Annotated in this window: 8 protein-coding genes; 6 read left to right on the forward strand and 2 right to left on the reverse strand. The window is 74.2% G+C overall.

Annotation, left to right across the window (positions count from 1 at the left end):
- Positions 1–65: 65 nt before the first annotated feature.
- Both ABZS64_RS01650 and ABZS64_RS01655 read right to left on the reverse strand, forming a co-directional pair.
- Complete coding sequence (locus ABZS64_RS01650) at positions 66–1,448, reverse strand: deoxyguanosinetriphosphate triphosphohydrolase (protein ID WP_355821917.1); 1,383 nt, start codon at positions 1,446–1,448, stop codon at positions 66–68.
- Between the two features lie 46 nt (positions 1,449–1,494).
- Complete coding sequence (locus tag ABZS64_RS01655) at positions 1,495–2,427, reverse strand: sirohydrochlorin chelatase (protein WP_355821919.1); 933 nt, start codon at positions 2,425–2,427, stop codon at positions 1,495–1,497.
- A gap of 150 nt (positions 2,428–2,577) precedes the next feature.
- Here ABZS64_RS01655 and ABZS64_RS01660 point away from each other — a divergent pair, with 150 nt between their 5' ends.
- From ABZS64_RS01660 to ABZS64_RS01685, 6 genes are read left to right on the forward strand one after another with little or no spacing between them, the layout of a single operon-like run.
- On the forward strand, positions 2,578–3,453 hold the full coding sequence (locus ABZS64_RS01660; RefSeq protein ID WP_355821921.1) for a DUF4132 domain-containing protein: 876 nt from the start codon (positions 2,578–2,580) through the stop codon (positions 3,451–3,453).
- Complete coding sequence (locus ABZS64_RS01665; RefSeq protein ID WP_355821923.1) at positions 3,450–8,387, forward strand: hypothetical protein; 4,938 nt, start codon at positions 3,450–3,452, stop codon at positions 8,385–8,387. The genes ABZS64_RS01660 and ABZS64_RS01665 overlap by 4 nt, the downstream gene beginning before the upstream one ends.
- Positions 8,384–9,535 carry an AAA family ATPase gene (locus tag ABZS64_RS01670; protein ID WP_355821925.1) on the forward strand — a complete coding sequence of 384 codons (1,152 nt, stop codon included), beginning with the start codon at positions 8,384–8,386 and terminating at the stop codon, positions 9,533–9,535. The genes ABZS64_RS01665 and ABZS64_RS01670 overlap by 4 nt, the downstream gene beginning before the upstream one ends.
- Positions 9,522–13,085 carry a DUF5682 family protein gene (locus ABZS64_RS01675; RefSeq protein WP_355821927.1) on the forward strand — a complete coding sequence of 1,188 codons (3,564 nt, stop codon included), beginning with the start codon at positions 9,522–9,524 and terminating at the stop codon, positions 13,083–13,085. The genes ABZS64_RS01670 and ABZS64_RS01675 overlap by 14 nt, the downstream gene beginning before the upstream one ends.
- Positions 13,082–14,941 (forward strand): hypothetical protein, encoded by a 1,860-nt coding sequence (locus tag ABZS64_RS01680; RefSeq protein WP_355821929.1) that lies wholly within the window; start codon positions 13,082–13,084, stop codon positions 14,939–14,941. Before ABZS64_RS01675 ends, ABZS64_RS01680 begins: the two co-directional genes overlap by 4 nt.
- Positions 14,938–15,618: an ElyC/SanA/YdcF family protein gene (locus tag ABZS64_RS01685; protein WP_355821931.1), complete on the forward strand. Its 681-nt coding sequence runs from the start codon at positions 14,938–14,940 to the stop codon at positions 15,616–15,618. The genes ABZS64_RS01680 and ABZS64_RS01685 overlap by 4 nt, the downstream gene beginning before the upstream one ends.
- Positions 15,619–15,622 lie beyond the last annotated feature (4 nt).

The raw sequence follows: 15,622 nt of genomic DNA on the forward strand, positions 1-15,622 counted from the left end.
GGCGGAAGAGGGAGTGGCCCCTGGGCGTGTCATCCCGGACGCGCCTTCGTGGCTCTCCCGGCTGCTCAGCGGCGTGTTGTCAGATGGGTGTGCAGGGTGCGGGCCGAGGCGTCCGTGAGTGAGGCCAGCTGATCGACGATCACCCGCTTGCGCGTGCGGTCGTCGGGTGCGGCATCGAAAAGGGCGCGGAACTGGGGGTCGAGACTCTCGGGCGCGCGGGCCGTGAGCGCCTCGGCCAGCTCCGCCAGCACGATGCGCTGGTCGGCGCGCAGGGCCTCCTGCTCGGCGCGCTGCATCACATAGCGGTCGGCGACGGCCTTGAGTACGGCGCATTCGTTGCGGGTGGCGGACGGGACGACCAGTTCGGCGGCGTACCGGGTGAGCCGCCCGGAGCCGTACGCCTCGCGGGTCGCACCCTCCGCGGACAGGCAGAACCTGCCGATGAGCTGGCTGGTGGCGTCCTTGAGGCGGGCCTGCGCGACCGCGGATCCGTCGTAGTGGTGCGGCCACCACTCCTGGTCGACGAGCCGGTCCAGGGCCTCGGCCAGCTCCTGCGGATCGGTGTCCTCGGGGACGTACCGGCCGATCGCGACCCGGAAGATGTCCCTGCGCTCCGGTTCGGCGAGCAGGAGGTTGGGGTCGATATGGCCGGCGTGCAGTCCGTCCTCGAAGTCGTGCACCGAATACGCCACGTCGTCGGACCAGTCCATGACCTGGGCCTCGAAGCATTTACCGTACGCGGGCGCTCCCTCGCGGGCCCATTCGAAGACCGGCAGGTCGTCCTCGTACACACCGAACTTCACCGAGTCCGGGTCGGTGGGGTGTCCGCCGCGCGGCCACGGGTATTTGGTGGCGGCGTCCAGGGCGGCCCGGGTGAGATTGAGGCCGACACTGACGAGCTCGCCGCGACCCGCCGCGGCAGCGGCTGACGTCTCCCTGTGGACGAAGCGCTTGGGCTCGATACGGGTCAGCAGGCGCAGCGACTGGGCGTTGCCCTCGAAACCGCCGCAGTCCTTGGCGAAGTCGTTGAGCGCCTGTTCACCGTTGTGCCCGAAGGGCGGATGGCCCATGTCGTGGGCGAGGCAGGACGCCTCCACGAGATCGGGGTCGCAGCCGAGTGCCGCGCCGAGTTCGCGTCCCACCTGGGCGCATTCCAGGGAGTGGGTGAGCCGGGTGCGCGGGCTGGCGTCCCATGCCTGGTTGCGGGTGCCGGGCGTCACCACCTGCGTCTTGCCGGCGAGCCTGCGCAGCGCGGAGGAGTGCAGCACGCGCGCGCGGTCGCGCTGGAAGGCGGTGCGGCCGGGGCGCTTGTCCGGTTCGGGGGCGAAGCGCGCGGTGGCTGCCTCGTCGTACGCGTCGTCGTAAGGGTCGGTGTACGCGCCGTCGTGTGCGTGGGGTCGATCGGGTCCGTCGGGTCCTGATGAGGTGGTGCTGGTGGTGCCTGCCATGCACCGAAGGTAACCGGAGCGGGTCGCGGACGGGCGACCGAGCGGGTTACGCGGGGGCGAGTTCGCGCCGCTGAGTGGCGTACGACGGCGTGCTCAGGGCCTCGTCGTAGCGCTGGAGCAGCAACCGGGCCAGGGCCGGGTGCGCGCCGAGCGGGGCGGCGGCGATCCAGGGCGTCGCGGCGGCGCCGGCGGTGGCGAACCGGCCGGGGAAGGCGAAGTAGGAGGCGACGGCGACGCGGTGGCGGCCGCGGGCGGTGAGTGCGCGTACGGCCGCGGCCACGGTCGGCGAGACGGCGGAGGCGTACGCCGGGATGACCGGCACCCCGCCGAGGCGCTCGCTGAGCAGGTCCGCAGTGCGGCGCGCGTCCGAGGCGGAGTCGGGATCGCGGGATCCGGCGGCGGCCAGGACGACTCCGGCGCTGCGGCTGGTGCCGTCCTCGGGCCGCCAGCCCGCATCCGCCAGGCGGGAGCAGAGCGCCTCGATGAGGAGGGGGTGCGGGCCGAGAGGGGCGGCAATACGGATGTCGGCCCCCGGTAGGGCAGCGGCGGCCTTCGGCAGATCGTGCTTGACGTGGTAGCCGCGGCCGAGGAGCAGGGGGACGAGGACGGCCCGGGTGCCTTGCGCGTGCCGCTCGGCGTGGAGCGTGCCGAGGGTGTCGGGCAGGAGCGGCTCGTTCAGCTCGATGTGACCGAGGCGGACGTCGAGGCTGGGGCGCAGTTCACGGACCAGGTCGAGGAGCGCGGTGGCGGTGCGCAGGGCGCGTGGGTCGCGGCTGCCGTGGGCGACGGCGACGAGGGTGGGCCGTTCGGTCGGTGGCATACGCCTGCGGGTTCCGTTCAGTCTCATGTGGCTGAGTTGGGTGCCCAGCTGGTCGGTGATGCGCGACAGCAGCTGCGCGGTGGTGTCGAGGGACGACGTGTCCAGGGGCTTGGCGTCGAGGGGCAGGGACTCACGAGGGTGTGCTGCCGGCTCCGTCATGAACCGATCCTGACGGGCCGAGATTGCCGGGTCGTTGCGTAAGGGTGACGGGTGTTTTCCACGGCCTCACCGGCCGGCCCGATGTGTTGTCAGACCCGTCACCTACTGTGATCGACATCGGAACCGGAGCGTCGGGGAGGCGGTCTCGCCATGGGCTGGATCGAGACGGAGAGCGGCGGATACGCCGTCACGCTGGACGGCACGAAAGTCCTGTGCAGAAACGCGGCGGGGCGCGCCCTGAAGCAGGTCCCGGCGAAGCTGAGGGACGACGCCGAGGTCGTGCGGCTGCGGCAGCTGGCCGAGTGGCTGGGGCGGCACGAGCGGGAGTGCCGGGAGCAGGTGGACACCTGGCTGGTGCGCTCGCTTCCGGTGCCGGTGGCGCTGCTGGCGCGGGTGTGGCCGGACGCGGCGTGGCAGACGGCGCTGCGCGATCTGGTGGTGGCGCCCGTGGGGGCGGACGGCACGGCGGACATGGAGCGCGCCGGGTTTCTGCGCGACGCGGATCCGGTGAAGGGCGCGGGGATCGTCGACCTGGACGGCGACTCGGTGCGCCTGGAGTGCGAGACGGTGCTGATCCCGCATCCGGTGCTCCTCGAAGACCTGGACGACCTGCGGGAGTTCGCGATGGAGCTGGGGGTCGAGCAGGGCGTGGAGCAGCTGTTCCGGGAGGTGTGGCGGCGGCCGGAGGATGCGCGCGGCCAGGACTGGCAGGCCTACGCCAACGGGAAGTTCGAGCAGTTGCGCCACGCGACTGCGCGCGCGGTCTCGCTGGGCTACCGGGTCCGCGGCGGCCAGGCGGTGTGCCCGCTGGTGGAGGACGGCCGCTCGCTGGAGGCGGCGTACTGGCTGGGTGACGACTATCCGGAGGCGGAGTCGCTGACCGGGCCGCTGGAGTGGCGGGACAAGGACGGCCGGCGGCTGCCGCTCGCCGAAGTGGGGCCGGTCGCCTGGTCGGAGGGCGAGCGGATGGCCGCGCTGGTGTACGCGGGCCGGGTGGTCGCGGATGACGAGGAGGGGCGGCTGTGAGCGGCGCGGGCACGACGAACGGGGGATCGGTGGAAGGGCTGTTGGAGGCCGGTGCGGTGCTGCCGCTCGGCGGCGGCGCGGACTGCGGACCGGGCGACGAGCTGACCGCGCGGGCGTACGCGCATCCGGCGCTGGACGGGCGTACGGTGGTGCGGCTGGTGCCGGAGGCGATCGGCCCCGCGGAGGATCTCGCCCTGGAGTATCTGGGGTTCACCGGCTCGGAGCCGGCGCCGGTCGGCCGCGTGAAGCGGCAGTCGCTGGGCTTCCCCGCCTGGGCGCTGGTCCACGACCCGGGCAACGGTCACCATGCGCTCGCCGTGGTCAAGGAGATGGAGCGGCTGGCCCGCCTGGTCACCACCAAGCCGGGCCTCGCCAAGGACGGGTTCGACGACATCGGCGAACGGCTCGACCGTTCCGTACCGCACTTTCTGCCCACCTTCTACGAGCAGGCGGCGCGGCTCTTCCTGGCCGCCGAGTCGCGGCAGCACGCCTCGGTCTTCTTCGGGAAGGCACGGGCGGCCGAGCAGCGGCACGCGCTGGCGGTCGACGAGGAGCGGCTGCGGGAGGTGTTCCTGGAGTTCGCGGGGGCCGGTGCGCTGAGCGGCAAGGCCCTGCGGGAGTACGCGAAGGGGCTGGCCACGCGGCTTTCGGCGGCCGATGCGTACGCCGAGTTCCGGGCCGTGTCCGCACAGCGCTGCGCGGCCGGACTCACCCCGTACGCGGGCATGGTGGAGGATCTGCGGCGGCTCGCCAAGGCCGCGGGTCTTGACGCGGGCGCCGAGGAGCGGGCGCTGATCGCGGAGATCATCCACACCGGGGCGATGAACCGTGCGGCGGCGAGTTTCTGGAAGTCGGCGCTGCCCGCGCTGGCCGATGTCGCCGCCGGGGACACGGCGGTCCGGGAGCGGCTGCTGGCCCTGCTGCCGCTGGTGGGCGGCGACAGCCCGGAGGAGTTCGACGAGTCCTGGCTGACGGTGCTCGATCGGTGCGGGGCGATTCGACTGCTGCTCGACGGGACCGTTCCGGCGGCCGAGTGGGTGTCGTCGTGGGCCAGGCACCGGCAGCGCGGCTGGCGCGGCATGAAGCGGCTCACGGCCGACCAGGCCCTGGTGGAGCGGCTGGCGGACCGGCTGATCGCCGACGGCACACCGCTGCCGCTGCTGCGCGGCGGCGGCTGGCGCACCACCGTCGATCTGGATCTGCTCGACCTGTGTCTGGCCCTGGGCGTGCCCGTCGAGCCCCCGTCGGACGACATGGAGAACCTGGAGCTGGCGCCGTGGCTGTCCGACGAGCGGGAGGGGCGCAGGGATCTGGCTGCCCTGGCCACCGACGCCCGGTTCGCGCGGCTGCTGCGCGGCGGCGTGGAGCGGCTGGCCGGCACCCACGAGGCATCGGCCCAGCTGAACCGGATCGCGGGGCATCCGGCACTGCGTGCGGCACTCGTGGGCTGGCTCACCGACCGTGCCGACGATCTTGAGCGCCCGCACGGACTGCCGGGGATGGACGGCCTGTTGAGCAGGCTCAGCGCGTTCTCCGCACCGGCCGTGCTGGCGACGGCGCCCGAGGCCGTGGAGCGGATCACCGCCGTCTCGCCCGCCGGGGCGCTGGCACGCACGCTGCGCGCGGGCATCCTCGACGAGATCGGCTGGCCGGCGCTGGAGGAGGCGGCCCCGGAGCTCGGCAAGGTCAACCCCATGGCCGCCGGACAGCGTTACGGCCATCTCGTCGACGAGTGGTACCGCCTGTCGGACGCCTGGCCCGCCCTGGTCGTACGGGTGGGCATGCAGGCCGCCGCGGTGGGACCCCATGCCGTCCTCCACCGGCAGACGCTCTCCCTGCCCGTGCGCTCCAGCCACACCTGGGACATGCCCACGATCCGCTATGTGGGCGGCCAGTGGCTGGTGGCCAACGGCCATGGCGCCGAGCGGCGGGCCCGCTGGTCGGGCAGCGCTGCCGAGGTGTTCAAGCCTGCGGGCGAGCTGAACGACCACTGGATGTCGGACCAGATCCCGTCGCTGCCGCTGCCCGACGGCAGCCGCACCTTCGGCGGGCGGCCCATCCACGCGGGCGACACCTCGTTCGCGTCGGAGCGGCGGGCGGTCGCGTCGGACGGCATCTCGGTGTGGGTGCTGCACGAGCACAAGTGGTGGGAGTACGACCCGGAGTCGGCCCGCAGGGGCCGTATCTCGGTGCCCGCCTTCTTCGACTCGGCGCTGACCGAGGGCCCGGGCAGCCTCGTCGAGCACTACTGCCGGCTGCTTCCTGTCCAACAGGGCCTGGAATCCTCGCCGTTCGGCAGCAAGGACGGTCTGCTCGGCTGGTGGGTGCGGTACGACCCGCAGGCACGCACGCTCACGACCTGCTCGGTGGACGGCAGCCGCAGCCCGGCGGTCGAGATCCCGGCGGGCAGCCGGATCGAGCACCTCACGCACGGCATTCCGCTGCCTCCGCTGCGGCTGCCGGCCGGCGCTGTGCTGCATCCTCGCGAGTCGCGCGGCTACAACGCGACGATCTCGCTGTACGACACCGAGGGCATCCTGCTGGCCACCCTCCAGGAGGGCGACCGGGGCGGTGCGCACGCCGCGGGCACCCCGCTGGTGCCACCCATCGGCTACTGGCACGCCCTGCGGCCGCGCGACGAGCGGGGTTCGGCCGCGCTGCGCGCGATGACCGAGGCGGATGCGCAGGCGCTGCTGACGGCGGTGGCGGAAGGCGCGAAGCCGGAGGCGGCCGTGGCGAGCCTGCTGCCGGAGATCACCCACCCCGGGCTGGCCGCGGGCGTGGCCGGGCTCGTCGAGGAGGCGACACGGCACGGCAGGCGCATCGGCGTGCTGGCGGAGCGGGCCGCGAGGGGGCAGCGGGAACCCGACGCCGAGCAGACCGGGCCCGCGGTGCGGCACGCGTTGGACGGCGAGCTGCAGGACGCGCTCGGCGGATTCCTGGGCTCCAAGAACTTCTACGGCCATTCCTGGGACCTCGACGCCACCTCGGCCATGGATCAGATCCGGGTCCTGGGGCGGGTACTGGAGCCGGGGGCCGAGGACACCGAGGCGGAGCTGTCCGGCATGTACCTGGGGTGGCTGACGCTGCCCGGCGCGGGCATGGCGGCGGCCGCTGTGCGCGCGGCCTCGCCCGCGACGGAGGAGGGCGACCGCGCCGCGTTGCTGGAGTTCCTCGACGCGGCCCTGGAGGTGCGGGCGGACGGCGACGCCGTCCTCGTCGACCCGCGCGGACGGCTCCGCCTGATCCAGCTGAAGAGTGAGCGGACCTCGACCAACAGGGAACTGATCGGTGCCGTGCGGCACTCGGGAGCGCGACGGCTGCTGATCATCGCCTGCCAGCGGGTCGACTCGACGGATGCGTACTGGAACGGCATCGAGTACGACCCGGCCGGCGCCTTCGGCGCCTGGGACGGATTCGCCCTGGCCGAGTCCGAGGTGCTGGGCGCCGCCGACGACCCCGTGCGGGCCGACTCGGTGCGGCGGCTGGTGGACGCGGTGCGCAGGCTCGGACCGCTGCCCTACCGGCCGGAGCAGGCACAGGAGTTCGCCGAGCGCGTCGGGGCGAGCCCGGTGACCGGCGCGCTGCTGCAGCTCGGACTGCCCGGCATCCATGGATACGGACGGGAGCGTCTGCTGTCGGCGGAATACCTCGCGCCGCTCGGGGCCAAGAGCGCGGAGGCGCAGACCGGGCGTGGGGTCCTGAGCGCCATGGCCCCGGCCCAACGGCAGGTGTACACGGGCCTGTTGCTGCCGGCCGAGCCGGGGCAGGTGGACGAGCTGTGGACGAGGGGCTTCGACCTGGAGCCGCTCACCGGGGCCTGGCTCGCGGCACGTGGAAAGCGGCGCGTCGCACCCTCTTGGCTGATCACCCGCGTGGTGGCCGAGATCGGGCCGGGCACGATGCTCGACTCCGCACTCAACCCGGAGGCGCAGAGCGAACTCACCGGCCGTACGCAGCAGCTGTCCGACGGCGACTCACCCGTTCCGGCGGAGCCGGAGAAGCTGCTGATCGGATCCATGATGGGCGCGTATGTCGGCATGATGCGCTGGCTGGCCTACCGGCTGCCGTACGGCGACCCGCTGCGCGAGGTCCTGCCGGTCACGCTGCGGATGGTGCGGGAGCGGCTGGCCGATCCCGGGCTGCTGCTCGACCTCGGCGTCGACTGGGACACGGACGGGAACGCCACGTCGAAGCGGCTGCGGGAGACGCACAGGCTGCCGCTGAAGCGCGAAGGCTCGAAGGACGGGCTGGTCGAGCTCTCGGACGCCCTGGTGCTCGCGCCGATGCGGTACCGCTCGGAGTGGGACTCCGTATGGGTGCGGCCCGCCGCTCTGGTGACGGGCGAGGGCGGCGGTCCCGATCATCCCGCGCTCAAGCTGCTGGCCGGGATCTCCCGTCACACGGCGCTGCTGCAGGCGCTGCGCACGGTGCTGAGCGAGGAGTTCACGACGCTGGTCACGGCCGGTGGGCGGCCCGGTGCGGCGCAGTGTCCGCCGCACAGTGTGCCGGAGTTGGTGGACGCCGCGGCGGAGCGGTTCGGGCTCTCGCAGGATGCGGCCGCGCTGTATCTGATGCTGCTCGCCCTGCCCGATCCGACCGACCGGAACCAGGCGGAGTGGACCGGCTGGAAGCCCGCCCGGCTGAAGAAGGCCAGGGCCGAACTGGCCGCCACCGACCTGGTGGTGGAGGCCAAGCGGGCGCGGGCGGGACGTTCGCTGTTCCTGCCCGGCGGCTGGCTGGAGCAGAAGACACCGCGGCTGCCTGCGGAGAGCTGGAAGACGGCGATCGTGCCCTGGGACCTGGACGGAATCGTGGTGCCGGACCGTCCGGTGGCGCAGCTGTACGCGGCCGCGTGGCAGCGGGTGGTGGACGGCGACGCGCCAGGGTTCGAGGAGTTCAAGGGCCGTAGCGGCAGGGGAGGTTCGCGATGAGCGAGAACACCGTGAGTGTGGGGCGGGCACGGCAGGTGGAGCTGCCTGAGGACCGGTACGGCGAGGAGCTGGCGTTTCTGGCTTCGTACGACGACGGGCCGAGGCCGCCGGGGTGGCGGATGACGCCGCGCGCGGCCGTGCTCTTCGTCTGCGGCTCGGGCGACGAGCCGCTGCGGTCGGCGGACGGGCGGCAGCTGGTCGTCTCACGGAAGTTCGTGGGCGACCGTGCCCTGGTCGAGCGGTGTGTGGTGACGCTGGCGGGCGAGCGCGGGCTGCTGCTCGTCGGCGAGCCCGGCACGGCCAAGTCGATGCTGTCCGAGCTGCTGGCGGCGGCCGTCTGCGGCACCAGCACGCTCACTGTCCAGGGCACCGCGGGCACCACCGAGGACCAGCTGAAGTACGGCTGGAACTACGCGATGCTCCTGGCCAAGGGCCCGAGCCGGGAGGCGTTGGTGCCCTCACCCGTCCTGACCGCGATGACGCGCGGCGCGGTCGCCCGGGTCGAGGAGGTCACCCGCTGTCTGCCCGAGGTGCAGGACGCGCTGGTCTCCCTGCTCTCCGAGCGCCGGATGTCCGTGCCCGAACTGGCGGGCGGGGACGGCGCGGACGGGACGGTCCACGCCGTGCCGGGCTTCACTCTGATCGCCACGGCCAACCTCCGCGACAAGGGCGTCTCCGAGATGTCCGCCGCACTGAAGCGACGGTTCAACTTCGAGGAGGTCGGCCCGATCGGCGACCTCGACGCCGAGACGGAGCTGGTGCGCGGGCAGGCCACGGCGGCGCTGGCGCGGTCCGGGGCCCCGTTCGCGGTCGACGACGCGGTGCTGGAGGCGCTGGTGACGGCCTTCCGGGATCTGCGGTCCGGGCGCAGCGCTGAGGGCTGGGAGATCGAGCGGCCTTCGACGGTCATGTCGACGGCGGAGGCGGTGCATGTGGCCACGTCGATGGGTCTTGGCGCGGCGTATCTGAGCGACGGGCGCGATGTCGTACGCACCCTGCCCGGGCATCTGCTCGGCACGGTCCGCAAGGACGACCCGGCCGACCACGCACGGCTGCTCGGGTACTGGGAAGGGCCGGTGCGGCGGCGGGCTGAGGTCGGCGCGCCGCTGTGGCGGACGCTGTGGGAGCTGCGCGATGAGCTCGCCTGACGTCGTCGCGCGAGATGCCGCAGCGAGTGATGTGGTGGCGCGAGATGTCGTAGCGAGTGCTGTGGTCGCGCGGCAGGAGCCCGATCCCGGTGGTGCGCTGGCTTCGCTCGCAGGGTGCCGTGACCCGTATCTGATCGGGGTGCGACACCACTCCCCCGCGCTGGCGGCGGCGGTGCCGGACATGCTGGACGAGGCGGCTCCTGAGGTGCTGTTCGTCGAGCTGCCCGAGGAGTTCGCGCCGTGGCTGGAGCATCTCGGGGACCCGGCGACGGTGCCGCCCGTCGCGCTGGCGGGCAGTGGGGCGGGGCTGGTGTTCCTGCCGTTCGCGGAGTTCTCGCCGGAGCTGGCGGCGATCCGCTGGGCGCGGGAGGCGGGCGTGGAGGTGGTGGCGTTCGATCTGCCCCTCGGCGCGCACACGGAGGCGGACCGGGCCCCGGCTGGGCCCGGTCCGGGTGCGGGTTCGATCGCGGCCGCGCTGCGGGCCAGGGCAGGGGGCAGGCCCGGCGACGATCTGTGGGACCGTCTCGTCGAGGCCACCGCGCCCGGCTCGGCGGCGGAGGCGCTGCGTCGCGCCGCGCTGCTCGTCGGCTGGGCGCTGCGCGAGGATGCCGGCGCGGTGGATCCCTACGACCTGCGGCGCGAGGCGAATATGCGGCGCCGGCTCGGGGAGTACGCGGGGCGGCGGGCGGCTGCGGTGATCGGGGCGTTCCACGCGCCCGCGCTGACGGAGGAGTTCGACGGTGGCCTTCCGCAGGCGCCGGCGGCGGATCGGGCCGAAGTGGTCACCTCCCTGGTGCCGTACTCGTACGCACTGCTCGACGAGCGGTCCGGCTACCCGGCCGGGATCCGGGATCCGGAGTGGCAGCGGGGCGTCTTCCGCGCGGCGGGGGATCCCGCGCGGCTGGACGAGCTGCTGACCTCGACGGCGGTACGGATCTGCGCGGCCGTACGGGACGCGGGGCACCCCAGCGGGCCCGCCGACGCGCGCGAAGTGGTGCGGGTGGCCCGGGACTTGGCGTCGCTGCGCGGCCTGCCCGCCGCCGGGCGGGGCGAGCTGGCCGAGGCCGCGCAGACCGTGCTCACCCAGGGCCGGCTGCTGGGGCGGGGCCGGGTCGTGGCTGCCGCTATGGAGCAGGTGCTGGTCGGCACACGGCAGGGACGGCTCGCGCCGGGCACACCCCGTTCGGGGCTCGGGCCCGCGGCCGAATCGCTGCTGCGTGAGCTGAAGCTGCCCTGGCCCCACGCGCCCGAGCGCCGGGAGCTGCGCCTGGACGCGCTCCGTTCCGAGCTCGATCGGCGGCGCGAGATCGCTCTGCGGCGGCTCGCGGTCTGCCATGTTCCGTACGGGGAGGAGTCCGAGGTCGCGGGCGTCGGCGATGCGGCCGCGCTGACCACGCGGTGGGCCGTGGCCTGGTCACCGTCGACGGCCGCGATGCTCGATGTGGCGAGCCTGCACGGGGTGACACTGGAGCAGGCCGCGGCCGGGATGTTGCGGCAGCGGCGCGCCGAGGAGCTGCGGCAGGGCGGGCCGACGGCCGCGGAGGTACTGCACGGCCTGGCGGAGGCGGCGCGGTGCGCGCTTCCCGGCCTCGCGGCGGAACGGCTGACCGAGACCGCCGAGCTGCTCCCGGCCACCGGCAGCCTGCCCGAACTGCTCGCGGGCATGGCCCTGTTGGACCGGATCAGATCCGGTCATGTGGCGGGACTCGGGGCGCAGTGGGAGCGGGGATCTGTCGACGCGGCGTACGAGGAGCTGGCCGCGGCGGGTGTGCGGGCGCTCGACGGGCTCGCGGGTTCCACGGAACCGGCCGACGCCCGCGCCCTCGTCGCGCTCGCCGGGCAGGCCGCGGACCTGGGCGGTGGCCTGCGCCTCGCCGACGCGCTGGCCCGCCTCGACGCGGAGGCGACGCCGCTGATGCGGGGCGCTGCGGGTGCGGCGCGGGTGCTGCTGGGGCAGCGGGACGCGGGAGAGTTCGGCACGCGGCTGGCCTCACGCGCTGACGGCGCGACGACGCCCGAACTGCGCGCGGCACTGGCCGGGTTCCTGCGCGGCACCTTGCTCGCAGCGGGCCCACTCCTGGAAACGGGCCGCGCGCTGGACCCCCTCATCGAACGGATGGAGTCGCTGCCGGACCGGTCCTTCCTCGACCGCCTTCCCGCCCTGCGGGCAGGCTTCGACACGCTGGCCCCGGCGGCCCGCTCCCGCCTCCTGTCGGTGGTGGAGGACCGTACGGGCACGGCGGCGGGCACCCTCACGGGCCCGGTGACGGACGCGGCAGCGCTGGCCCTGCTGGCGGCAGCGGACCTGGCGGGCCGCGAGGCGCTGACGGTGAGGGGGCTGCGGTTCGCCCCCGGACCCCCGGACGCCCTCCGAGCGAGTCCTCAATCGCCGGAGAGGGTGAAGGGACCGGGCCCCGCCAAGGGGCGTGGGCTCACCCCCGGTGAACGATGGCGGCTGCTCCTCGGACGGGGGCGGGAGTTGACCGGATCCGCCGCCCGGATCGCCTCCGCGCTCGACGAGTTGTACGGCAGCGGGCGCGGCGAAGGCTCGCGGGGCGAGGACGGGCGCGGCAGCGGGTCCGGCGGCGGGAGTGAGGCCTCGTATCCCGATGTGCGGGCCTGGTCGGACGAGCTTGCCGCGCTCTTCGGGCCCGGCGTGCGCGAAGAAGTCCTCGCCGCGGCCGCCGACGCCGGCCGACTCGACGCCGCGCTGGAGCTGGATCCCGCCGCCGCCCGGCCCTCCGTCGAGCTGCTGCGTACCGTCCTGTCCTACGCGGGTGCCCTCCCCGAGCAGCAGCTCGCCCGCCTGCGGCCTCTGGTGGCGCGGCTGGTGCGGGAGCTGACCGAGGCCCTCGCCAACCGGCTGCGGCCCGCGCTCACCGGTCTCGCCCATCCGCGCCCCACCCGCCGCCCCGGCGGACCGCTGGATCTCCCGCGCACCCTGCGCGCCAATCTGGCGACCGCCCGGCGCGATCCGGACACCGGCGCGGTGACGGTGCTGCCGGAGCGGCCCGTCTTCCGTACGCGGGCCCGCAGGTCGACCGACTGGCGGCTCGTTCTCGTCGTCGACGTCTCGGGCTCGATGGAGGCCTCGACGATCTGGTCCGCGCTCACCGCATCCGTCCTGGCCGGAGTCCCCGCCCTGAGCACGCACTTCGTCGCGTTCTCCACCGAGGTGCTCGACCTCACCGACCATGTGGACGACCCGCTGAGTCTGCTGCTGGAGGTCCGCGTCGGCGGCGGCACGAGCATCGCGCGCGGTCTGCGCCATGCACGAGATCTGGTGACCGTCCCCTCCCGCACGCTCGTCGTCCTGGTCAGCGACTTCGAGGAGGGCGGCCCGATCGGCCCGCTCCTTTCGGAGCTGCGGACGCTGGTCGACGCGGGCTGCCATGTCCTCGGCTGCGCCTCGCTGGACGACGAGGGACGGCCGCGCTACTCCGCGGGCGTCGCGGGCCGCCTGGTGGCTGCGGGCATGCCGGTCGCCGCACTCAGCCCCCTGGAGCTGGCCCGCTGGGTCGGCGAGCGCGTAGGAGGTACGCACAGGTGACGACGACCCCTTCCCCGGGACTGCCTCCCGTGGCCGCCGAGGTGGCGGCCGGGGCTCTCGACCTGCTTCCGGCCAGGCTGCGCAAGCGCGTGGACGGCGCGGTGGCCAAGGCGTCGGGCTGGCCGGTGGAGGCCACACCCGACGGCGTACGGATCAGGGTGGACGAGGACACGGCGGTGACCCTGAAGGTCACGAACGGCATCGTGGCGGGCGCGGACGACGCGGTGTGCGACTGTCTGCTGGCCCCGGCCTGTCTGCACCGGGCGGCCGTCCTGTCACAGGCGCCGCTGGCCGAGGACGCGCCCGACGCCGGGCCGCCCGCGGAGGAAGCTCCCCTCGCGGAGGAAACGCTGCCCGCGGAGGAGGTGGCGCCCGCGGAGGAGGTGGCGCCCGCCGAAGTCCCGCACGACGAGACGGCTGCCACGACCCTCGCCCGCACCCTCACCCCCGACCGGACCACCGCCCTCCGCGCCCTCCGCACGGCAGCAACCACCGTCCTGGTCACGGGAGTCACCGGTTCCGGCGCCGTCCAGCGTGCCGAGCTGCTGCATGCCGCCCACTCCGCGCGGCTCGCCGGGCTTCATCTGCCCTCCGCCGCCGCGGTGCGGATCGCGCGCAGGCTGGGCGAGGCGCGGTCGGAGGATCCGGCGTTCCGGCTGTCCGAGCTCTCCGCCGAACTGGCCGGGCTGCTCGGTCTCGTACACAGACCCGACGACGCGGTCACCCCCGCGCGCCGCGCCTACGAACCGGCCAAACCGCTGCGTCTGTACGGCCTGTTCACCGAGCCGGTCGTCACCGCGTCCGGCTACGCGGGCGCGACCACGTACGCCCTGGCCCCCGACGGCACCCTCCGTACCGTCTCCGACGTCGCCCCCGGCGGACCCGAGCGCGCGGCCCAGGCGGCAGGCTCGCCCGTCCCGGGCGGCTGTGCGCTCCCGCTGCGCGAGTGGGGCGACGGCGGCGGGGTGATCCTGACCAGCCCGACGGTGTCACCGGACGGCCGGATCGGCGGCGGCTCCCGTATTCGTTCCGTACGGGCGACCGGCGCCCAGTGGCACGAGCCGCCGCTCGACGGGCTGTGGCAGCAGCCGCCCGCGGATCAACTCGCCACCGCGCTCGACCGGCTGTCGCAGCCCGCCGACGCCCGTCCCACAGGCAGCGATCTGCTCTTCCTGACAGGGACGCTGGGCGGCGACGGCGTCTTCTGCGTCACGGACGGCCCCAGCCTGCGCCTGATCGCCCCGGACGAGCGGCCCGAGCTGCCGTACACGGAGAATCTGCGGCTGCTCGCCTCGCGCCCCGGGCTCGCCCTGCGGCTGATCGCCCGGGCCGTCCCGGACCGCCCGGACGGCGTTCATGCCCTGGCCGCGGCCTGGACCGGGCACGACGGCGAGCAGGTGCGCGCGGACCTGGGCCTGCGCCGCCTGAACCGTTCCCACATACCCGCACAGACCACCCCGCCATCGCTCCGGACCGCTCCGCCGCCGCCCGCACCGCCCGCGCTGCCCGTGGAGCTGGATCTGCTGCGTCGCGCCGTGGAACGTACGGTCGCCGGTGGCCGTGCCGTCACCGCCGCGTCGGCCGACGGCGAACTCCCTCGCCGACTGGGCGCGGTGGGCCTCACCACGGGTGCGCAGTGCGCGCGCTCCCTCGCCGACGCGGCCGCGGACCGCCGCCATGACGCCCTGGGCAGGCTGCTGCCCGCCGACCCGGACACGTTCGCGGCGGCCTGGCTGGCGGCCGCGCTCTACTCCTCGGCCGCGGCCAGATCCCTGCTGGTGGCCGCCTGGTCGGCACCGGACCGAACTGATCCGGACCGAACCGATCCGGAACGAATCGCGTCTGACCAGGTGTGAAGCGACCGAGACTCAGATTGCCGCGCACCCGGCGCGCCCAGCGGCGGGCCGTGCAGACGGTCATGCTCGCGTGCGTGTTCGTGCTCGCGCCCGCGACGTGGATGCACGCAGCCGCCGACAGCCGGGTCCGCACCGTCGCGGAAGTCCCCGCGCAGGACGTCGCCGTCGTCTTCGGCGCAGGGCTGTGGAAGGGCCGCCCCACGCCCTATCTGGCGCACCGCCTCGACGCCGCCGCCGAGTTGTACCGGACGGGCAAGGTCAAGGTCGTGCTGGTCACCGGAGACAACAGCCGTGTGGAGTACGACGAGCCGGACGCCATGCGCACGTACCTCACCGCCCGCGGTGTGCCGGACAAGCAGATCGTCAGCGACTACGCCGGGTTCGACACCTGGGACTCCTGCGTACGCGCCAAGAAGATCTTCGGGGTCGAGCACGCGGTCCTGGTGACCCAGGGCTTCCACATCCGGCGGGCCGTCGCGCTCTGCCGGGCGGCCGGGATCGAGTCGTACGGAGTCGGGGTGGCCGAGCCGCATGATGTGACCTGGCTGTACGGCGGGACGCGGGAGATGTTCGCGGCGGGCAAGGCGGCACTGGACGCCGCGTTCACGCCGGATCCGCGGTTCCTCGGGGCCCGGGAACCGGGTGTGAAGGAGGCGCTGGCCGCGGCGGCGAAGTGACACG

The sequence above is a fragment of the Streptomyces sp. NPDC005408 genome, assembly GCF_040606445.1.
Lineage (GTDB): Bacteria > Actinomycetota > Actinomycetes > Streptomycetales > Streptomycetaceae > Streptomyces.